This is a genomic window from Ochrobactrum sp. Q0168 (genome assembly GCF_016427605.1).
GTDB lineage: Bacteria > Pseudomonadota > Alphaproteobacteria > Rhizobiales > Rhizobiaceae > Brucella.
The window spans coordinates 1-21,034 of sequence record NZ_JAELXQ010000004.1 but is presented as its reverse complement, the minus strand read 5'-3'; the positions used below and the strand labels follow the sequence as shown (position 1 = coordinate 21,034).

The following is a 21,034-nucleotide window of genomic DNA, read 5'->3' as shown; positions in this document are numbered from 1 at the left end:
AAGAACCCGGCCTAACCTTTAAAATATCGGCAGAAAATCAGAACGCATCCGCAGGCAGCGCCATCATGCTATCCGCACCCGACTGGATGCGCGCCAGATGGGCGGCACTTTCCGGCATGATACGCTCGAAATAGTACCGGGCAGTGACAAGCTTGGCTTCAAGGTAAGCCTTGTTGCCTTCGCCAGCCGCCAGTTTTTCTTCCGCGACCTTGGCCATGCGGCCCCACATCAGACCCAGCGCAACCAGACCGAACAGATGCATATAGTCATTGGATGCGGCACCGGCATTGTCGGGCTTCGCCATGGCGTTCTGCATCAGCCACATGGTGGCGGACTGAAGGTCGTTCAGACCCTTCTTCAGATGCTTGGTGAAGAAGGACAGCTTCTCATTGTGGCGATTGGCTTCGCAGAACTCGCCCGCTTCCTTGAAGAAGGTCGTGACCGCACGCCCGCCGTTCAGCGCCAGCTTGCGACCCACCAGATCAAGCGCCTGAATGCCGTTGGCACCTTCATAGATCATCGCGATACGCGCATCGCGCACATACTGGCTCATGCCATGTTCTTCGATATAGCCGTGACCGCCGAACACCTGCTGCGCCATGACGGCATGTTCAAAACCCTTGTCGGTCAGAACACCTTTCAGCACCGGCGTCAGCAAACCAACCAAATCATCGGCGGCCTGACGCTCGGCCTCGTCGCCGGAACGATGCGCAATATCGGAATTGAGCGCCGTCCACAGGATGAGCGCACGGCCTGCTTCGTTGAAAGCGCGGATCGTCATCAGGTTGCGACGGATATCCGGATGCACGATGATCGGATCGGCCTTCTTTTCCGGCTCTTTCGCGCCCGAAAGGGCCCGACCCTGAATACGCTCGCGGGCATAGATGGCGGCATTCTGATAGGCGGTTTCGGCAATCGAAAGCCCCTGCAAGGCCACGCCCAGACGCGCTTCGTTCATCATGGTGAACATGGCGCGCAGACCCTTATGCGCCTCGCCAATCAGATAGCCGGTCGCCTCGTCATAATTCATGACGCAGGTGGCATTGCCGTGAATGCCCATCTTCTCTTCGATGGACCCACAGGAAACGCCATTGCGCGCACCCGGATTGCCGTTTTCATCGAGAATGAACTTCGGCACGATGAACAGCGAAATGCCCTTCACGCCTTCCGGTGCGCCGTCGATACGGGCCAGCACCAGATGGATGATGTTTTCCGACATGTCATGTTCGCCAGCAGAGATGAAAATCTTCTGGCCGGAAATCTTGTAGGAGCCATCGCCCTGCGGCGCAGCACTGGTGCGCAACAGGCCCAAATCCGTGCCGCAATGCGGCTCGGTCAGGTTCATGGTGCCGGTCCAGGTGCCTTCCACCATCTTCGGCAGATAGGTATCCTTCTGCTCATCGGTGCCATGGGCGAGGATCGCGGCAATCGCGCCCTGCGTCAGACCTGGATACATGGTGAGCGCCATATTGGCCGACGACATATATTCGCCGACCGCCGTGTGCAGCAGGTAGGGCAGGCCCTGCCCGCCATATTGCTCCGGCACGGCAAGACCGAGCCAGCCACCTTCGCGGTAAAGATCGAAGGCTTCCTTAAAACCCTTCGGCGTGGTGACGCTGCCATCGGAGGCGCGCTTGCAGCCTTCGCGGTCGCCACTATGATTGACCGGAAACAGGGTGCCCTCAGCGAGCTTCGCACCTTCCGACAGGATTGCCTCGACCACGTCGGGCGACGCGTCGGCAAAGCCCGGCAGATTGTTGTAACGCTGATAGTTCAGAACGTCGTTGAGCACGAAATTCGTATCTTCAACGGGCGCGCGATAGCTCGGCATCAAAATCCTCCAAATTCATCACCTGAGCCAGCCCCGCGAAAGACGGATACCGGCTCCAGACCGCGTTTCACACCTGCTGTGTGCTTTATGAGCAAAAACACTGTGACAGCCTGCATGTTGCAACAAAAACAGACGTCCTCACTCGAAAACTTGCCATTTTTGCAGCATTCTGGCCAGCCTCAACCAAAATGAGGTCGCGGGAGACCAGTTCGGACTCGAAACTAGCGCAGTTTGACGTTTCCGTAAACGTCAAAATTTCGCGATTAAATACGAGGCATGGAAAGGTCACGATGAAGCGCCGCGTCATTCCCGCTAAGGTATTGTCAATGAAGGGCGATACCCATGTATTATCTACAAATATACGGCATTTGCCGTATTGAAGAGGTTTAGGCATCTCAATAAACTACCGCCTCATTTATGGGGCGGGGCACGTATTTTGGACAACAGTATTCATTCGGCGGCGTCCGTTTTTTTCACGACTCCTCGATCATTGGACAAAAATCGCTTCAACAATCGCCTCCTGAATGGAACCGCCCTATTGCCCATGCGAAGCGCACTGCGATTGGCAAGCGTCGCGGTTGCCAGCGGATTGACGCTCACCACAGCATCTGCCCAGATGATAACACAAGGCGGTGGAAATGGCGGTTTTGGCTCAACACCCGCCGGTTATACCACGACCGGGATCGGAAGGGGCGGCTTTGCTTCGGGTGGAGGCGGTAGCGGCAGCGGCGTCGTTATTACAAACGGATGCTGCGACATTTATGTCCTTTTGGGTGGATATGGTGGCGATGCCGCTCAAATCACGGGACTTGATCTGGAAGCAGCAGGCAAAAACGGAAACGCCGGTGGTGTGGTTGATCCAGTTACACGCTCCCTGACAGCAATAAACAATTATGGCACCGCAGCGCCGATTGGCGGAGCAGGCGGGGGCGGGGGCGGCCTCCTTTTATCGACCGACACATCTCTCATAGGCAACTATGGCGGCAACGGAGGCAGTTCTGCTTCCGGGCTGAATAATGCTGGCACCCCCCTTGCCTTACCCAATAGCAGTGGGGGCGGTGGCGGTGGCGGCAATGGCCACTATGAGATCATTTCGACCTACGCGACGATCTCAGGACCCACTCCATTTAACGGCTCGAACGGGGGAGATGCATATTGGAACGGCATTGATATTGACCCCGAGCTCGCAGGCGGCGGAGGCGGTGGCGGCGTTGGATTGGCACTCATCGTTGATCGTGACACTGTCCCCATTGCCGTGACTATCAATTCTGACGCCACTATTACAGGCGGGGCTGGCGGAACAGGCGTTAGGGGCGGCGACGGCGGCGCGGGTCTGTTCTATTACTTTGACCGCGTCGATGATAGTTTTGTCAACTACGGGAAGATAACCGGCGGAAGAGGTGGAATTTCCTTACGATCGAATCTTGCCGGAGGAAATGGCGCTGCGGGTTTGTTGATGAACCTGAACGGGACGGCTACCAATAAAGGCACGATCATTGGTGGCGATGCCGGACAGGGGTACCCCGGAGCCCTGAACGGTGCTGGTCTTGAGCTGTATGGCTCGGGAACGTTCAACAATGAGGGAACTATTCGCGGCGGCGATCCGATGATCAGTGCTTCCTGGTCGGGACTCGATGTCGTCATTCGCTCTGGATCGAATAACGGGAGCTTTATCAACCGACCTCTCGGCGTGATTGGAGACTACCTTTCTCAAACTGCCGTTCAGATCGACTCGAATTCTTATGATTTTACCAATTACGGGCGTATCATTGGCGACGTTATAATAGCCGGAAGTAACGTCGGATTTACTAATAACGGTCGCATTAACGGAACGGTTTATATCACAGGAGAGGATTCTTTTGTAAACGAATATTTAATTGTGTTCAATAATACTAATTATAACGTTTCGGCACAAGAGAGCCATTTAACTCTATTCCAACTTACAGACGTAACGTTGCATACAAGAGATTATAATCTTGACATTAGCAACACGAAGCGATTTTCTAATATAGCAATTATTGGTTCTCCGCTGGGCGAGTTAACAATCAATGGCGATTTTGTTGCTTCGCCAACGCCCAATCGTACTTTTATATATTCGGCAAACATTAAGGCGGAAGCTTTCTCGACATGGAGTGCGCCTCTTGCCTTATATAGCACCACGATAGATTTTGACGTCCCGACCACTGCTACTGTCGCCAGTAACCTGTTTGCAGCGATCGACACCAAGCTGATCAAAAGTGGTGTGGGCAGTCTTCTTTTTGATAGCGAGCCTGCGCAGGGGACATATGAGACACAGGTCAAGGAAGGAACCCTGACATTTTCACCTCGCTTCAAGTTGGGGGGCAATGTCGACATCCAACAGGGCGCAAAGCTGATACTGGAGAGCACCACACTTGATGTGCGCACGATCAATACGGTTATTTCAGGTGATGGCAGCGTCACGATCGATCAGAGTTCGGGTGGCCAAACTGATTTCACTGTGAACCAGCAATATACCGGAGACACGGTTGTAAAGGGTGGTTCCGTTTCATTAAACAATGCCACTTTGCAATCCGGAACAATGAGCCTCGCCGGGGCCACAATGTCCGGTCGCGGGACGGTTAACAACCTCGTTCTCAATAACAGCTCGCTTGATAACCGTTCGACGAGCTTGAATATAAGAGGCGACCTGACGCTTACCGATTCCGCAATCAATTTTTACATTGCACAGAACAATGGCACCGCCCCCACACAACGCCTTACGGTAGATGGCGATGTGAACTTCAACGGCTCCAACCAGCTGAATATTTCCTCCCTCGACCCGCTTGGGCTTTTGCCGATCGGCTACTATCGCTTGTTCGACTATGGGGGCAACTTCCAGCGGTCGAATTTCACGGTCAATGTAACCGGACTGACTGACCCGCACCAACTGGTTTATGGCCAAGATTACGTAGACTTTGTGGTTGGAACAATTGGTTCAACAAACCAGCTCCAAACCTGGGCAGGGTCTTCTTCATGGACCGCATCATCAATGAACTGGCTGAATGATGGCGGCAATGTCCCTGTCGTCTGGGGCGGCAATCATGCGGTATTCAAGGAACCTTCGGCTGGAACCACCCATTCCATTACCATTGACGACCAGATCGCGTTCAACAGCCTGCAATTCGTGGATGAAGGTTTTAGTCTCGATGCCGGCAGCGGCGCTTTGGTTCTGGATGGCAATCTTCCAAACGGGCTGGCGGAAGTCCGGGTTCTTGCAGATGTCGCGACAATCAATGCGCAGATCACAGGCAATGGCGGGTTGGCGAAGACCGAAGCAGGCACATTGGTGCTGACGGGGAACAACACCTATACCGGCGGCACGACCATTTACAACGGTGCGATCCAGATTACTGACGAAGGCAATCTCGGCGCAGGCGCACTGACCCTCGATGGGGGCAATCTGAACATGATTGCCGACATGACTGGTGGTCGGACGATTACAGTCGCAAGCATTGGCGCACTATCAGTCGCCCACAATGCCCAAGTGACCTGGACAGGAGCAATCGACGGCGCGGGTACACTGGCGAAGGACGGCGCAGGTTCCTTGTCGCTTGGAGCCGCCAACAGCTACGCGGGCGGGACGCTTCTGCGCGGCGGCAAATTGATCATCACGGCAGATAATAATCTCGGCGACGCAAGCGGCTGGCTGACATTTGCAGGCGGTGAATTGGATATCGGTGCTTCAATGACTTCCAACCGGAATGTCAATGTTGCGACTGAGGGCACCCTCGCTATCGACGATGGTTATCAGGTTCGCTGGAATGGCCAGATCAATGGCAGCGGCACGCTCACCAAAACAGGCAATGGTGCGTTGACACTTGGTGGCATCTCATCGGCAAACTGGAACATCCAGAATGGGTTAGTGGAGACCATCGCTTCAAATCTGCGCGGCAATGCTGCCATCCAGACAGACGGCACCCTGATCTTCGATCAGCCTGAAGATGGTGATTATTACGGGCAGATCTCCGGCAATGGCCATTTGATCAAGAACGGCGCAGGCAAGCTTACTGTCGCGGGAGACAGTTCCGCATTTTCCGGCCTGTTGATAGTTGCCGGTGGTGAACTCGACACCGGCACAAACAAAGGACGCGGCTCCATCGGTGGCGACATGCTGATCGCAAGTGGTGCAAAGCTTTCCGGCGTGGGGACCATTGGCAGTGGGGCCAACTCCACGATCACTGTTTCGGACCAGGCTATCCTAGCACCAGGTAATTCCATCGGCACACTGACCGTAAATGGCAATCTCGTGTTGGAACAGGGTTCCATTTACAATGTCGAAGTCGATCCCTCCGGTCCCGACAGCGACGTGATGAATGTGACCGGTAACGTGACCATCAATGGAGCGGCTGTAGCGCATATCGGTTATTCAGGCGAATATGCGCTGCATTCTGTCTATACAATCCTGAAGGCCGACGGCGCACTGACGGGCGCGTTCAGCACAGTGACATCCGAGTTCGCTTTTTTGAATCCGACATTGCTTTATGACTATGGCAAAGGCACCGTCAGTCTCGAGCTCAACCGCAATGACATTCGTTTCGCCGACATGGGAACGACGCGCAATCAAGTGGCCGTCGCCACCGCTGTGGAGGCACTTGGAAGCGATCATGCGATCTACGGCGCGGTTTCCGGCCTCCCAAACAACAAGACGGCCATCGGTTATGCGCTCGATAATCTGTCGGGCGAAATATACGGCTCCATTGCCTCGGCCTTGATCGAGGATTCTGCGTATATCCGCGATATCGCCAATAATCGTATGCGCGCGGCGCTTGGCGGCATTGCCATGCCGAAGGATGGCACAGAAGCACCGCTGGATAGCAAGTGGAGTGGATGGGCAGCGGCTTATGGCGGCTGGAACAAAATCGACGGCAATGGCAATTATGCCGATGTAAGGCATTCTGCAGGCGGCTTTGTCGTCGGGGCCGATACAAAGCTGGAGAGTGACTGGCTTGTGGGTGCTCTTGCGGGTTACGGCATCACATCCATAAAGGCCGATAACAGACAGTCTTCGACCTCAGTCGATAGTTTTCATGTCGGAGCATATGCAGCCAGACAGTGGGACCATATTGCATTGCGCGCAGGCATTGCGAATTCATGGCACCAGATCGACACTGATCGTAACGTGGGTTTTGTGGGGTTGGGGCCAGAGACTTTGACAGGTGATGGCAGTGCACGCACATTCCAGATATTCGGAGAACTTGCCTATAAAATCGACACCAGACATATGATGTTCGAACCCTATGCCAACCTCGCTTACATCAACCATCATATGAATGGTTACGATGAAACCGGCGGAGAAGCGGCACTGCACGGCTATAGCTCGAACACGAACGCCACCTTTGGCACAGTGGGACTGAGAGCCAAGTCCGCAATACAAATCACTACCGCAACAACTGCCAATGTCACCGCAGGCATTGGATACCGAAAAGCCTCAAATGGCATCAATGGCAATGCAAGGCATTCCTTCGACGGCGGCGAAGCGTTTTCGATCACCGGCGCGCCAATTGCAAAGGATGCCGCGATCCTTGAGGCCGGTCTGGAAATTCCCGTCTCCAGACAATCAAACTTCAATGTGAACTATCAGGCTCAGCTTGGGGCCAAGTCAACGCAACACACTTTGGGTGCAAAGTTTTCACTGAATTTTTGATAGCCGGAGCTGGCACATATTGTTTGTTGGATTTGTAGGAATAAAGCGCCCAAGCTGGCCTACCCCGTGCAGTGTCCGCAATGGACGCTCGTAACTTGAAGTAGCACCCAAAAATAAATCCCATACAAGCGATCGCTAATATTAAATTGCCAGCGACCCTTTGCTGTTTCGTAAAATTATAAAATACCTCAATAATAAGCTGCCTTCATATTAAGGCACATTTCAAAAATTGGGAGAAGCAAAATGCATACTACAAGCAAACCTGTGAGCACAGCTGCAATCGCCTTTGAAGATGTATTAAAGGGTCTTTCTGCATCCATCAGCCCCGGCAATAATTCTAATGGTTGCCCAGGATTTGAAAAGAAGAAGTAATTAAAATTCTGCTTAAGCTCAATACTAAACTCTGGATGGAGATTAGGGGGTAATTCACCCCCTAATTTTTTAATTGGAAGGATGACTTTTATGACGCAGCACTTTGAAACACCGGTTATCTTTTCGCTTGCTCCAGAAGCAGCACATAATTTCTGCGATCAGTATCTGACGAAGAACGGCATCATGCTCTCGCTCGCAGACTTGCGTGACAAAGAGCTGACAGCGGATCTCGCAAGTCAGGCTGCATACGCCTTCGCCGATTTGGTCACAGACCTGCAATTTCAGTTGGACAGTCCCGAAATCGGGATCGTCGCAGTCGATATTCCAACCATCTTTGAAGATGCCACATTAGACGCCACTGCTGGAGCGCTGTTAGGTATCTCGCTGGTTCAGGCGCTGATGCCGACCCTTTATGACGGGAAAAACCACACCCCGTTCTCAGTCTTTACAACCTCCGCGGATAGCCGTCTAAAACTGGAGCGCGTTGGCTTGCAGGATCTGGTTCCGTTAAACCGGTTGGAGTTTCACTCTGACAGCTCTGTCACAGGGAAGAGCGTAGCCGTTCCCCACTATATAGCGCTTTATAACATCGCCATTAACTTTGAAGAACGCGGCTGCTTTCACTGGGTGCCGACATGTAAAATCGACGGTATCTTCGAGCTTGTGAACAAGGTTGGCTTATCGACGGAATATTATTTCAAACTCAATCCTGCCGTCTACGAAGATGGGCGGAATGACGTGATGATCATAGAGCAGCGGGTCAAGGCGACCATTTTCAACCATGCCCAAAACGGCTCGATTACAACTTATATGAGCGGCCAGTTTGACGGGAAGGTAGGCGAGGAGCATACCCAATCCCACGATATTGTCGCCGACATAGTGAAAGCCATATCAGAAAACAAATTTCGCTATTCCATCCCGCAGGAAAATCGCAGGTTGCTTATAATGAACAACGCAAATGGCTTTCATGCCCGCGACGCCCTTGAAAAACCCCTGCCCGGCGTCTCCATGAACAGGGCCTATCTCCGCTGCACATCGGTGGCTGGCAAGATTGTCGGTGAAGTTTTGGACGACTGATGAAGCTTTTTTGCCAAATCGATACTGGCTGGGTTCAATTGCTCAGCAGCGTTTGCATCCGATCCTGATTGCGCAGCCCCACTTCCCGCACGATCTCGGCAATTTGCTTGAGTTGAGACGACAGCGGATTGCTCTTGCGCCAGACCAGACCGATGGTTCGCGACGGGCGCGGCTCGGCCAGCCGGAACATGCAGACATTCGCGGCAAGCGTTTCCGTATAGACCGCCATCTCCGGCACAAGCGTAATGCCGATGCCAGCACCCACCATCTGCACGAGAGTGGAAAGCGAACTACCCTCCATCAATTCGCGCGGTGGCGCATTCGTAATATTGCAGAAGGACAGCGCCTGATCGCGAAAACAATGCCCTTCTTCCAGAAGAAGCAACCGCATTTCGTGCAGTTTTTCCGCACTTGGAACCGGCTTGCCCGCATCTTCAAGCGGGCGCATCAGCACGAACTCCTCATCAAACAGCGGCACTTCCTGCAAGGCAGGTTCGGAAATCGGCAGAGCGACAATCGCCGCGTCCAGCCTCGCCTCCAGCAGATCGTCGATCAATCTCTGGGTAATCGCCTCACGCGGGCGTGGTTCCAGCCCCGGATAACGCTGAGTCAGCGTCTTGATGACTTCCGGCAGAAGATAAGGCGCAACAGTCGGGATCACGCCCAGACGCAGACGACCGGTAAACGGACCATGCGCCGCCCGCGCCAACTCTTCCAGCTCGTCAACCGAGCGCAAAATGCCGCGCACCCTTTCCGCGAATTCCTCGCCGAGCCCGGTCAGGCGGATTTGCCTGCCGCCGCGTTCCACCAGAGGCGCGCCGATCAAATCTTCCAGTTCCTTGATCTGCAAGGACAGGGCCGGCTGGGAGATGGAACAGGCCGCCGCCGCGCGCCCAAAATGGCTCAATCGCGCCAGTGAATCGAAGTAGCGGAGGTGTTTCATGGAAAGGCCAATCATAAGCTTAGCATATCGCAGCCTTTAGAATATACAATTGGAATTTATCGGAAGCATTGGTTAGGCTGCCTTTACTGACTGTTGGTTGCGGAGTGACCACATTCATATGCGGTCGCTTTGGAGTGCCAGTGTCAACCGCTCGTTCAATTTAGCGAAAGCCATCTTTGGGAAAGCCATCGGAGAGCAATCATGGACGTTAAGACGAAATCGGCCGGAAAATGTCCGGTCATGCATGGCGGCAATACCGCGCTTGGCAATTCCGTGATGGAATGGTGGCCCAACGCGCTGAACCTCGACATTCTGCACCAGCATGACACCAAGACCAATCCGCTGGGCAAGGACTTCAACTATAAAGAAGAGCTGAAGAAGCTTGACGTGGAAGCCCTCAAGGCCGATCTGCGCGCGCTCATGACGGATAGTCAGGAGTGGTGGCCTGCCGACTGGGGCAGCTATGTCGGCATGATGGCGCGCGTGACATGGCACGCCGCCGGTTCCTACCGCACCTCCGACGGTCGCGGCGGCGCCAACACCGGCAACCAGCGTTTTGCTCCACTCAATTCCTGGCCGGATAACGTCAATACCGACAAGGGTCGCCGTCTGCTGTGGCCGATCAAGAAGAAGTACGGCAACCGGATTTCCTGGGCCGACCTGATCGCGCTCGCCGGTACGATTGCCTACGATGTCGCTGGTCTCAAGACCTTCGGCTTCGCCTTCGGTCGCGAAGATATCTGGGCACCGGAAAAGGACACCTATTGGGGCAATGAAAAGGAATGGCTGGCGCCAAGCGACGGCCGTTACGGTGACGTGACCAAGCCCAACACGCTGGAAAATCCGCTGGCAGCTGTCCAGATGGGCCTCATCTACGTCAACCCGGAGGGCGTCAACGGCAAGTCCGACCCGCTGGCAACGGCGGCGCAGATGCGCGAAACCTTCGCCCGCATGGGGATGAACGACGAGGAAACTGTAGCGCTGACCGCCGGTGGCCACACCATCGGCAAGAGCCATGGCAATGGCGATCCGGCCAACCTCAGCCCTGATCCGGAAGATGCAGGCCCTGAATATCAGGGGCTGGGCTGGATGAACACCAAAGGCCGCGGCATCGGTCGCGACACCGTGGTTTCGGGCATTGAAGGCGCGTGGACCACGGAACCGACCAAGTGGGACAACGGCTTCTTCCAAATGCTGTTCAAGCACGACTGGCATCTGGTGAAAAGCCCGGCAGGCGCGTCGCAATGGGCGCCCATTTCAATCGCCGAGCAGGACAAGCCGGTTGACGTCGAAGACCCATCGATCCGCCTGAGCCCGATGATGACCGATGCGGATATGGCGCTGAAGGTGGACCCGATCTACCGCGCGATTTCCGAGCGTTTCATGAACGATTTCGACGCATTCTCGGATGCATTTGCCCGTGCATGGTTCAAGCTGACCCATCGCGACATGGGTCCGAAAACCCGTTACATCGGCCCTGACGCGCCGACCGAGGACCTGATCTGGCAGGACCCGGTTCCGGCTGGTCGCACCGATTACGACGTGAAGGACCTCAAGGCCAAGATCGCCGTTTCCGGTCTTTCCGTTTCCGATCTGGTTTCCACCGCCTGGGACAGCGCCCGCACCTATCGCGGTTCGGATTTCCGTGGCGGCGCAAACGGCGCTCGTATCCGTCTGGCTCCCCAGAAGAATTGGGAAGGCAACGAGCCGGAACGTCTGGCCCGTGTTCTCCAGGTTCTGGAACCGATAGCAGCGGCGTCTGGCGCAAGCCTGGCCGATGTGATCGTGCTGGCTGGCAATTACGGTGTGGAACAGGCCGCCAAGGCCGCCGGTTTCGACATTGAAGTGCCTTTCGCACCGGGACGTGGCGATGCAACAGCCGAGCAGACCGATGCCGAAAGCTTCGCTCCGCTTGAACCGCTGGCAGACGGTTTCCGCAACTGGCAGAAGAAGGACTATGTGGTCAGCGCCGAGGAACTGCTCCTCGACCGGGCACAGCTCATGGGCCTCACCGCCCCTGAAATGACGGCCCTTGTCGGCGGCATGCGCGCCATTGGCACCAACCATGGTGGCACGTCGCATGGCGTCTTCACGGACAAGGTCGGCGCTTTGACGACAGACTTCTTCGTCACGCTGACCGACATGCGCTACACGTGGGTTCCGACGGGCGAAGGCCTCTACGAAATCCGCGACCGCAAGACCGGCACGCCGAAGTTCACCGCAACACGCGTCGATCTCGTTTTCGGTTCGAATTCGATCCTTCGCGCCTATGCGGAAGTCTACGCCCAGGACGACAGCAAGGAGAAGTTCGTAAAGGACTTCGTTGCCGCCTGGACCAAGGTGATGAACGCCGACCGTTTCGATCTGGCATAAATACTGCTCTGACGAAAAGCCTCCCCCGAGTGTTCGGGGGAGGCTTTTTTTACTTCGCCACGTCGATGGCGGCGCTCAGTTCTTCCACAGCCTGATCCGCCGTCAGCTGACCGTTGAACTGGCGGGTGATGACATCGAACATCGCATTCTTGATCGCGGTCGGCTGTGCGTGCGACTGCGAGAAGGAACCAAGCAGCGATCCGCTCTTGTCGGCCGCGGCCAGATCCTTGATCGCCTTCTGTCCGCATTCATCGAATGCCGTGGTCGGCACATCGGTACGCGCTGGCGCCGAGCCCTTCACCACATTGAAGGCCGACTGGAAGTTGACGTCTTCCACAGCGGTTGCGAGTGCAAGCTGCGCCTTGCGCTTGTCTTTACCCACTTCAAAGACGGCGAACTGATCGGCGTTGAAGGCCACGGAACCTTCCGTTCCGGGGAAACGACCGCAAACGAAATCCGCACCCGGCTTCTTCCCGGCCCTGGTGAATTCGCCCTTGGCCCAATCGCCCATGAACTGCACGCCCGCCTTGTCATCAATGACCATGGCCGAGGCGAGATTCCAGTCGCGTCCCGAGAAATTGTCATCCACATAAGTGCGCAGCTTCGTCATCCGCTCGAAGACCTGCTTCATCGTATCGCTCTTCAAGGCTTCCGGATCGAGATCGATCAGCGCCTTCTTGTAGAAATCCGGCCCGAACGACATCACGACACTGGTGAAGATAAGCGCTTCCTGCCAGGGCTGGCCGCCATGGGCAATCGGCGTGATCCCCTGCTCCTTGAACTTGTCGAGCAGCGCGACAAGTTCATCCCAGTTCTGCGGCACTTTTCCGCCCGCCTTGTCGAGCGCAGCCTTGTTGTACCAGGCCCAGTTGGTGGAGTGCACATTGACCGGTGCGGCGATCCAATGGCCGTCATATTTCGAGAAGTGCTGGATGGCAGGCGGGATAACCTTGTCCCAGCCTTCCTTGTCGGCAACTTCATCCAGATTGCCGAGCACACCCTGCTCTGCCCAATCCAGAATGTCGAAACCCTGCATCTGCACGGCGGCAGGCGGATTGCCCGCCGTCACGCGGGCGCGCAAGGTCGTCATTGCGGCCTCACCCGCACCACCGGCAACCGGCATATCGACCCAGCCGATACCCTGTTTCTGAAGATTTTCCTTCAGGAGATTGAGCGCTGCCGCCTCGCCGCCCGAAGTCCAGTAATGGAGAACTTCCACACTTTCCTCGGCTTGCGCGAAACTTGCCCCACCCAAAATGCTGACACCCGCCAGCAGCATTCCCATCATCAAGCGCATTCTCATATCTCCTCATTAAGAATGAGGCAGCTTATCATGGACTTGCGCGAACGGAATTCACTATCGCGTTGGCGTGAACATGCCGCGGCATTCCAGCTCACGCTTCATCTTTCAGCGTTTCTTTCTGCGTAATCAGACGTGCCGAATGCTGCCCGGAAATAAACACCCAGAGCCAGCTGAGCGCCACCGCCAGACGGCTGCGCGTGCCGATGAGAAAATAGATATGGGCAAGCCCCCATATCCACCAGGCGATCCAGCCCTTGAGCCGCAGCGAGCCGAAATCGATCACCGCTGCACTTGGGCCAATGGTGGCCAGATTGCCAAGATGCCTGTAACGGAAGGGACCGGGCGCCGTACGATTGGCAAAGCGCGCCTTGATCACCTTCGCCACATATTTGCCCTGCTGCTTGGCGGCAGGTGCAATGCCCGGAACCGGCTTGCCATCAGCGGTTTTAACGAGAGCCGTATCTCCAACGATGAAGATTTCGGGATGACCTTTCACCGTCAGGTCCGGCTCGACCACGGCGCGCCCGGCGCGATCCTGTTCGGCGCCCACCCATTCGGCGGCTTTCGATGCCTGCACGCCCGCCGCCCAGATTACCGTGCGGCTCGCGACCTGTTCGTCACCGATGGAAATGCCCCTGGCATCGCAGGCCGTGACGGGCGTTCCGGTTCTGACCTCGACGCCCATTTTCGTCAGCGACTTCTCCGCATAGTCCGAAAGCGATGGCGGGAAAACCGGCAGAATGCGCGGCCCCGCTTCGATGAGAATAATGCGCGCTGTGGATGTATCGATAGTGCGGAATTCCTTGACCAGCGTGCGGTGGGCCAGTTCGGCAATGATCCCCGCCAGTTCCACGCCGGTCGGCCCCGCGCCGATAATGCTGAATGTCAGCAACGCCTTGCGAAGCTCGGGATCGGTTTCCAGCTCGGCCTGTTCGAAAGCCAGCAGGAGACGGCGGCGAATGGTCGTCGCATCTTCCAGCGTCTTCAGACCCGGCGCATAGGGCTCCCACTCGTCGTGTCCGAAATAGGCGTGCCGCGCACCGGTCGCGAGCACGAGCGTGTCGTAGTCGATGCTGGGCCCATCCCGAAGATGGACCTTGCGCGTCTCGGTATCCACGCCGGTCACTTCAGCCAGCAGCGTGGAAACCTCCTGGCGATTGCGGAAAACGGAACGGATCGGCCATGCGATTTCCGATGTGGCAAGCACAGTCGTCGCAACCTGATAGAGCAATGGCTGAAAGAGATGATGGTTTCTGCGATCGATCATCGTGATCGATATATCCGGACTTTGCAGGTCTTTCGCCAGCTGCAACCCCGCAAAACCGCCGCCGACAATCACTACGCGATGCTGAGCCAATGCGCTTTTCCTTTCGCCGCCTGCTAACCGTCGAGGACACCATACACGTGCTCGCTTGCTCTGCCTTTCAAAAACCGTCGCAAGCGTGGGGAATGCCCGCTCCCTGCAATAGGTAGCGCTTTGCGGAAAAAAGTCAGCCCGCAACCGATGCTCGGATGCGGGCTTTTGAGATTACGAAAAGCATTGTGCGGTCGTGAAGCAAGGCTTCAGCGCAGCAGATAGGCTGGTGTTTTGGGATCGAAGCCGACTATGCGCTGTCCCTCAGCAAAGGCCGAACGCAACGTCTCCCGCAGCGACAGTCGCGCCGCCATGGCAGCCGCCGGATCTGTCGCAAGCAGCTGATCGATATCACCGGGGAATTCCACGCGACGAATATCGGCAGGAAACTCCGGCTTCTGCCCTTGGGAACGGGCCTCAACACGGGGATTGTCCAACTGCCAGTCGGCCACGATACGATCGGACGGAAGGCCCGCATTGATGCCGACCATCGGACCGTAATAGTCGATATGATAGGTGCCGGATGTGGCGCCAAGGCTTGCAATATTCAACCCGGCATTGACCGCGCGAATGGGATCATAGGTCCAGCGCACGAGCGTCACACCGCGCGCAAGGCACCAGTCGCGCTGGAACCACTTCATGCGCGCGCCAAGCTTCAGGCCCCGCGCTTCCGGCAGAACCGCCAGACGATGAGAATGCTGAATGCCCGGCGTCGCACTCGGGAAACCGAAGATGAAACCCAGCATCTTCTCACCGTCGAAGGCGCCAGCGACAAGCCCGCCCTCATGCTGGATGGCGAGCAACAGATCGGAGGCATCGACCGGATCGTCGTCGCCCCAGACAAGGCGCTGCACGGTCTCCGAATCCTTCATTTCGGCGAGCGATGCGAGTTCGCGGATGACGATTTCGCTCATGCGGCAAACTCCTCGCGATGGTTCGTCACCGTATCGAGGAAGGCGCGGTCGAGCGTCACACCGATACCCGGACCGTTTTTCGGAACGGCCATGCGGCCATTCTCGGCTTCAAGCGGCTCATTGACGATGTCGCGCGGGAAGTAGCGGCTGGCGGATGAAGTATCCCCCGGCTTGGTGAAATTTGCGAGCGTCGAGAGATGGATATTGTGCGCCCGCCCGATGCCTGCTTCCAGCATGCCGCCGCACCACACAGGCACATCGAAAGCCGCGCAGACGTCATGAATGGCCCGCGAAGCGCTATGGCCGCCGACGCGCCCGACCTTGATGTTGATCACGCGGCAGGCGCGTGCAACGAGCGCCTTACGCGCATCGACTGAAGAGCGAATGCTTTCATCCAGACAGATGGCCGTCAGCAGTTTTTCCTGCACATGCACATGATCGGTAATGTCGTCAAACGCCAGCGGCTGCTCGATATAATCGAGCGCGAACGCATCCATGGCTTTCAAAAGCGGCAGGTCGGACAGGCGATAATCCGTATTGGCGTCAACGGTCAGCTTGGCATCCGGGAAGCGGTCGCGCACGGCTTGCAGCATCGCAAGATCATGGCCACGCTTGATCTTGAGCTTCACGCGCTTGTAACCAGCGTCGAGCGAAGCCGCGACGCGGTCAATCGTCGTTGGAATATCGGCAATGCCAAGGCTGACGCCGACATCGATGGCATCGCGAACGCCGCCAAGCGCGACGCTCAATGGCAGGTTCAGCGCTTTCGCCCACAGGTCCCACACGGCCATTTCAACCACGGCCTTGCTCATTCTGTGCCCGCGCCACGGATCGAGAATGGCGGCGAGATCAGCCGGTCCATTGAAGCGTTTTCCGACGATTTGCGGCAGCAGCACATCGCGCAGGAAGGAGAGCGAGCCGGAGATGGTTTCTTCCAGATAATCCGGCAAGGGATCCATCACGCCTTCGGCATAGCCTTCGAGACCTTCCGCCTTCAGGGTGAGGATCGGTATGACCTTTTCGGTCATCGTGCCGGTGGAGATCACGAAAGGCACAAGCAGCGGCAACCGGATAACCCGTATTTCAGCCGCCTCGATTTTTAATCCGGCGAAAATTGGCGCTGTCTGCATCGGATACTCCATCCGTGGTCATGATTGATAATGTCAGATCGAAACGGTTCTAGAGCGGTTCCGATTAAAACGGAATCGTGGAACCGCTCTATCTATTTGTTTTACGCATTATCCTACGCAAAACCGCTACGCACTTTTGCTGGAAATGCTCTAAATTCCCTGTTCGCTGCCAAAAGTCCAACAGATTCAGCTGGGCCTTTCGCTGATGGTCTCAGTCGAGCGCATCCAACGGGAAAACCGGACGCCGCAGGCGCGAATAGGTGCGTCTCGACAAATCCGGAGAACTCAAACCGCCTGCATCGGTCACGATGATCTGCGTTGCAATCGGACCGAAAGCCCCCTTGAAATGCTGCATCGACTTGACCGCAACAATTGCCTTTTCCTTCGGCTCGATACCGACAACCCGAAAAATGTTCTGATCAAGCATCTGCATCCGTTCGGAAACGATCATGATGTCGATCCCCTCTACGCGCAGGCACACGGATTTTCCGGTCGTTCCGGGCAGGCCCGTAAACATCGGGCCTTCGAAAACAAAACTGCCATCGCTGATCGCCATGACACGCCCCGTCACCGTCAGCGGACCGCCGCCGACCGATGGATCGGACTTGCCGCCAATCGTCACCGTGACGGTCTCACCCACCGCCTTGGCTGCAATCTCGGCCACCGCTTCCGGGTCGAGCAACGCGCCCGCGGCGGCATTGGTCACACCGGCGTCCAGCATCGCCGCAATCAGCGCAGTGCAATCGCTATAGGCGCCAGACCCGGGATTATCGGAGAAGTCCGCAACGACTATCGTGCCCTTAGCACCGCGCGCCTCTTTCAATCGCACGATGCAATCATCGAGAGGCAATGGCTGCGTCCACTGATCCTTATAGGCCCAGATTTCATCGCACATCTTGCCCGCGACATCGAAAGCGGCCTGCCGTTCAACGCTTTTCGCATCAAAGGTGACGATGACGCTTGGGCCCGCCGCCCAAACATCTGCATCGGTGAAACCGGCATTGATCGCGACATTCAGGATGCCGGGCTGCTGCATCTCACGCGCCGCGCTTTCAAGCAGACGGCACATCGGGCCGTTATCCGTCGTGCGACCGTCGTCGCAACCAAGCAGCATCGGCGGACGCGCGATGGCGAGAGCAGGTGCGATTTCACCTCCCATCGCCCGGTCCAGCAGCGAACAGGCCTCAACGCCAACCTCGTTCATATCGACATGCGGATAGGTTCGGAATGAAACGGCGATCTGCGCCAGATCGGCCAGTTCGTCAAAAATATTCGCATGAAGATCGAGCGTAATGGCAATCGGCACATCATACCCAACCACCGAGCGGATTTCGCGCAGGAACTGGCTGTCGCCGTCCTGATCCGTTTCCGTCACCATTGCGCCGTGCAGGGCAACGAATAGTCCGTCGAACGGTCCGGCCTCCTTCAACCGCCGCAGGCACTCATTGGTGATTTCCAGACGCGCGCTTTCCAGCACCGTGCCGTTCGGTTCCGCATGGGCGGCGGTGATATAGACAGGCGCCCACCCCTTCTCGTCCGCGACCTTTATCGCGCCGCCGACCTCCGAACCCGTGCCAAGGAAATTGGCCGGGATCTCATCACTCTTGAAATAGTGGGACGCGTGGAAATCGCTGATGCTCGTGCGATTGAGCGTGAAGGTATTACTTTCATTGATGAGTTCGATGATCGCAACGCGATAGGACACGGGTCCACCTTTCTTAGAGCGGTTCCGGTTAAAACGGAATCGTGGAACCGCTCTATCTATTTGTTTTTACGCATTATCCTACGCAAAACCGCTAGGCACTTTTGCTGGAAATGCTCTATGTCGGCGAAGACCAGTCTGGATTGGTCGAGAATGAAACAGCTGAAGCCTGATTGAACCGCCGGAACCTTGCGCATGGCACAAGGCGGGCACCTGATCTGATGTGGTGCTTCAGATCAGGCGCCCATTCGGAACGAATTATTTTGCGAAAATCTCGCTGGCGAATTTCGGCTTTTCTCGAATGTCGAAGTCGAAATACTTGGCGCGGATCTTGTCGTAGGTGCCGTCCTGGATGATTTCTTCCAGCGCCTTGTTGACGCGCGCGCGCAGTTCTTCATCGTCCTTGCGGAAGGCCATGCCAGCACCCAATGTGCCATCCAGCAGGAACTCGTTGCCGACGAACTCGCAGCAGCTCGCACCTTTCGAGATCCAATCGCTGAGTGCAAACTTGGATTCAAGCACGAGGTCCACGCGGCCGTTTTCAATGTCGAGAAAAGCTTCTTCCAGCGTCGGATAGAGCTTCACTTCATTATCCGGGAAAAAGCGCTGCAAAACATCAACCGCGATGGAGCCGGTCTGCGTGCCGATCACCTTGCCCTTGGCGCTTTCGGGCGTCACGTCCTTCAGGCCAAGCTCCTTCAACGCCACAAACCGCATGGTGTTGTAGTAATAAGGATCCGAGAAGTTGACCTGCTTCATGCGCGATTCAGTGATGGCCATGGACGAGGCCATGACATCGAATTTTTTCGCCTGCAGCGCAGGGATGATACCGCTCCATTCGTTGGCGCTCCACACGCAATCCGCTTTCAGCTTTTCGCAGATCGCATCACCGACATCGATATCGAAGCCTTTCAGCTTGCCGTTGGGATCGAGATAATTGAACGGCGCATAAGCGCCCTCGGCTCCCATGCGGATTTCCTCGGCATGGGTAGGAAAAGCACCGAGCACGGCAATAGCCGCGGCAATCATTCCCATTTTGATTTGCTTATGCATGTTCCGATCTCCTGTTATTGGCCCTTGCCGGCAATGCCAACCAACGACGATCAACGTCATCTAAGATCGTCAGCCAGTGGGAATAATTCCTTGGGCAGCTTTATTGATTGACGATTATGCTTGTGCTGGCGGTCGATCAATGCAAAAGAACTATTCAACACTATTAGAAAAATTCATGAGAAGATGAATTTACGGAGCGGGCGAAGAAGACTTCCAAGCTTGAAGGCTTTGCGGGCTTTTGAAGCGGTGGCACATTGCCAGAGCTTTACCGCCGCAGCGGAAGAGCTTGCAGTCAGCCAGGGCGCAGTCAGCCATCAGGTCAAGCTCCTGGAACAGGCCTTGGGTTGTCAGTTGCTTATTCGCGGCCCGCGCGGCGTCACAGTTACTTCGGAAGGTGCGCTGCTGGCTGAGGTCTGCGGACGCGCCTTCGATGAAATCGGCGCTGTGACAACCCTCATAAGCCCTGACAACAGGGCCCAGATTCTCCGCGTCCGCGCCGGGCCTTTCTTCTCGATGGAAGTGATCGCGAGCCGCATTGCGGGATTCCTGAAACAGAACCCCGGCATCCAGCTGCATCTGAATAATCTCGACATCGATTCTATTGCGCATGACAGGGAAGACGCGCAGATCAAATATTGTCTGAACGCACCTATCGGCTCTTACAGCATCGACCTGTTGACAGAAAAGCTGGTGCCCGTTTGCGGTCCAGCACTTCTCGAAGGCGTCGCAAACCCCGAGGACCTCCTCACAAATCCGGACATTCCGCGCCTGCATTACCGCGACATGAGCGATTGGAAGCGCTGGATCGCGCAACACGGTCTTGGCGACATAGCCGCGAATTCGAACCTGTTTTTCGATGACCAGCACACGCTCCTTGCAGCAGCGCGCTCAGGACAGGGCATTGGTTTTTCTCATCGTCCACTTCTCGAGGCAGATATACAGCGCGGCAGTCTGGGCATCGTTTCCGAGAAATACTTCCAGCCTAAAGAATCCTACAAGTTCATTTGCAGCCATGAGAGCATTGCATCCAACGCGGCATTGCAGCTCTTCCGCGACTGGCTCATCGTGGAGGTTTCGACAATCTGCTAGGTGGCACGAGTTTTTGAATACGTGTCCCTTCGACGCCCACTTTATTGGCGGCGCTTAAACGCCAAAAGCCCCGCATTTTGATGCGGGGCTTTTGTATTGATTTTGGTTGCGGGGGCAGGATTTGAACCTGCGGCCTTCAGGTTATGAGCCTGACGAGCTACCGGGCTGCTCCACCCCGCGCCAGGGTGTTTAATTTATAACCGGTTGGGTATTTTGAGCGATTATCGC

General features: G+C 56.0%; 13 protein-coding genes and 1 tRNA gene. 5 read left to right on the top strand and 9 right to left on the bottom strand.

All coding sequences use genetic code 11. The features are described from left to right. Positions 1 to 37: 37 nt before the first annotated feature. Positions 38 to 1,831, bottom strand: a complete 1,794-nt coding sequence (locus JAU75_RS09815; RefSeq protein ID WP_199056346.1) for an acyl-CoA dehydrogenase C-terminal domain-containing protein — start codon at positions 1,829 to 1,831, stop codon at positions 38 to 40. Between the two features lie 436 nt (positions 1,832 to 2,267). On the opposite strand from JAU75_RS09815, the gene JAU75_RS09810 reads away from it, so the two are divergent. From JAU75_RS09810 to JAU75_RS09805, 3 genes are all read left to right on the top strand, one after another. Then, on the top strand, positions 2,268 to 7,496 hold the full coding sequence (locus tag JAU75_RS09810) for an autotransporter domain-containing protein (protein ID WP_199056345.1): 5,229 nt from the start codon (positions 2,268 to 2,270) through the stop codon (positions 7,494 to 7,496). 243 nt (positions 7,497 to 7,739) lie between these two features. Next, positions 7,740 to 7,868 carry a hypothetical protein gene (locus JAU75_RS24240; RefSeq protein WP_371836148.1) on the top strand — a complete coding sequence of 43 codons (129 nt, stop codon included), beginning with the start codon at positions 7,740 to 7,742 and terminating at the stop codon, positions 7,866 to 7,868. A gap of 90 nt (positions 7,869 to 7,958) precedes the next feature. Next, on the top strand, positions 7,959 to 8,945 hold the full coding sequence (locus JAU75_RS09805; RefSeq protein WP_199056344.1) for a hypothetical protein: 987 nt from the start codon (positions 7,959 to 7,961) through the stop codon (positions 8,943 to 8,945). Between the two features lie 34 nt (positions 8,946 to 8,979). Here the strand turns inward: JAU75_RS09805 and JAU75_RS09800 are convergent, their stop codons facing one another. Further along, positions 8,980 to 9,903: a hydrogen peroxide-inducible genes activator gene (locus JAU75_RS09800; protein WP_199056343.1), complete on the bottom strand. Its 924-nt coding sequence runs from the start codon at positions 9,901 to 9,903 to the stop codon at positions 8,980 to 8,982. 186 nt (positions 9,904 to 10,089) lie between these two features. Between JAU75_RS09800 and katG the strand changes: the two genes are divergently transcribed. After that, the gene (katG, locus tag JAU75_RS09795) at positions 10,090 to 12,261 is read left to right on the top strand and encodes a catalase/peroxidase HPI (protein WP_199056342.1); all 2,172 of its coding nucleotides are present in this window, start codon (positions 10,090 to 10,092) and stop codon (positions 12,259 to 12,261) included. 49 nt (positions 12,262 to 12,310) lie between these two features. On the opposite strand, the gene JAU75_RS09790 is transcribed toward katG, so the two are convergent. The 6 genes from JAU75_RS09790 to JAU75_RS09765 all read right to left on the bottom strand — a co-directional run bounded on the left by JAU75_RS09790 (position 12,311) and on the right by JAU75_RS09765 (position 19,717). Continuing rightward, the gene (locus JAU75_RS09790; RefSeq protein WP_199056341.1) at positions 12,311 to 13,558 is read right to left on the bottom strand and encodes an ABC transporter substrate-binding protein; all 1,248 of its coding nucleotides are present in this window, start codon (positions 13,556 to 13,558) and stop codon (positions 12,311 to 12,313) included. A 97-nt stretch (positions 13,559 to 13,655) separates the two neighbouring features. Beyond that, positions 13,656 to 14,921, bottom strand: a complete 1,266-nt coding sequence (locus JAU75_RS09785; RefSeq protein ID WP_199056340.1) for an NAD(P)/FAD-dependent oxidoreductase — start codon at positions 14,919 to 14,921, stop codon at positions 13,656 to 13,658. A 206-nt stretch (positions 14,922 to 15,127) separates the two neighbouring features. Continuing rightward, complete coding sequence (locus JAU75_RS09780; protein WP_199056339.1) at positions 15,128 to 15,832, bottom strand: GNAT family N-acetyltransferase; 705 nt, start codon at positions 15,830 to 15,832, stop codon at positions 15,128 to 15,130. Then, complete coding sequence (menC, locus tag JAU75_RS09775) at positions 15,829 to 16,962, bottom strand: o-succinylbenzoate synthase (RefSeq protein WP_199056338.1); 1,134 nt, start codon at positions 16,960 to 16,962, stop codon at positions 15,829 to 15,831. The genes JAU75_RS09780 and menC overlap by 4 nt, the downstream gene beginning before the upstream one ends. Positions 16,963 to 17,173: 211 nt before the next feature. Further along, positions 17,174 to 18,667, bottom strand: coding sequence for a M81 family metallopeptidase (locus JAU75_RS24235; RefSeq protein WP_199056337.1), 1,494 nt, complete (start codon positions 18,665 to 18,667; stop codon positions 17,174 to 17,176). Between the two features lie 255 nt (positions 18,668 to 18,922). Next, positions 18,923 to 19,717, bottom strand: coding sequence for an ABC transporter substrate-binding protein (locus JAU75_RS09765; protein ID WP_247880447.1), 795 nt, complete (start codon positions 19,715 to 19,717; stop codon positions 18,923 to 18,925). Between the two features lie 219 nt (positions 19,718 to 19,936). On the opposite strand from JAU75_RS09765, the gene JAU75_RS09760 reads away from it, so the two are divergent. Next, positions 19,937 to 20,806: a LysR family transcriptional regulator gene (locus JAU75_RS09760; protein ID WP_247880446.1), complete on the top strand. Its 870-nt coding sequence runs from the start codon at positions 19,937 to 19,939 to the stop codon at positions 20,804 to 20,806. Positions 20,807 to 20,909: 103 nt separating this feature from the next. On the opposite strand, the gene JAU75_RS09755 is transcribed toward JAU75_RS09760, so the two are convergent. Continuing rightward, positions 20,910 to 20,986: transfer RNA gene (locus JAU75_RS09755), tRNA-Met, on the bottom strand. Between the last annotated feature and the right edge of the window lie 48 nt (positions 20,987 to 21,034).

Bases quoted from the DNA above. Each gene is read 5' to 3' on its own strand.
- JAU75_RS09800 (WP_199056343.1), bottom strand. From the start codon at position 9,903: ATGATTGGCCTTTCCATGAAACACCTCCGCTACTTCGATTCACTGGCG.
- JAU75_RS24240 (WP_371836148.1), top strand. From the start codon at position 7,740: ATGCATACTACAAGCAAACCTGTGAGCACAGCTGCAATCGCCTTTGAA.
- JAU75_RS09815 (WP_199056346.1), bottom strand. From the start codon at position 1,831: ATGCCGAGCTATCGCGCGCCCGTTGAAGATACGAATTTCGTGCTCAAC.
- JAU75_RS09765 (WP_247880447.1), bottom strand. From the start codon at position 19,717: ATGCATAAGCAAATCAAAATGGGAATGATTGCCGCGGCTATTGCCGTG.
- JAU75_RS09790 (WP_199056341.1), bottom strand. From the start codon at position 13,558: ATGCGCTTGATGATGGGAATGCTGCTGGCGGGTGTCAGCATTTTGGGT.
- menC (WP_199056338.1), bottom strand. From the start codon at position 16,962: ATGCAGACAGCGCCAATTTTCGCCGGATTAAAAATCGAGGCGGCTGAA.
- katG (WP_199056342.1), top strand. From the start codon at position 10,090: ATGGACGTTAAGACGAAATCGGCCGGAAAATGTCCGGTCATGCATGGC.
- JAU75_RS09805 (WP_199056344.1), top strand. From the start codon at position 7,959: ATGACGCAGCACTTTGAAACACCGGTTATCTTTTCGCTTGCTCCAGAA.
- JAU75_RS09780 (WP_199056339.1), bottom strand. From the start codon at position 15,832: ATGAGCGAAATCGTCATCCGCGAACTCGCATCGCTCGCCGAAATGAAG.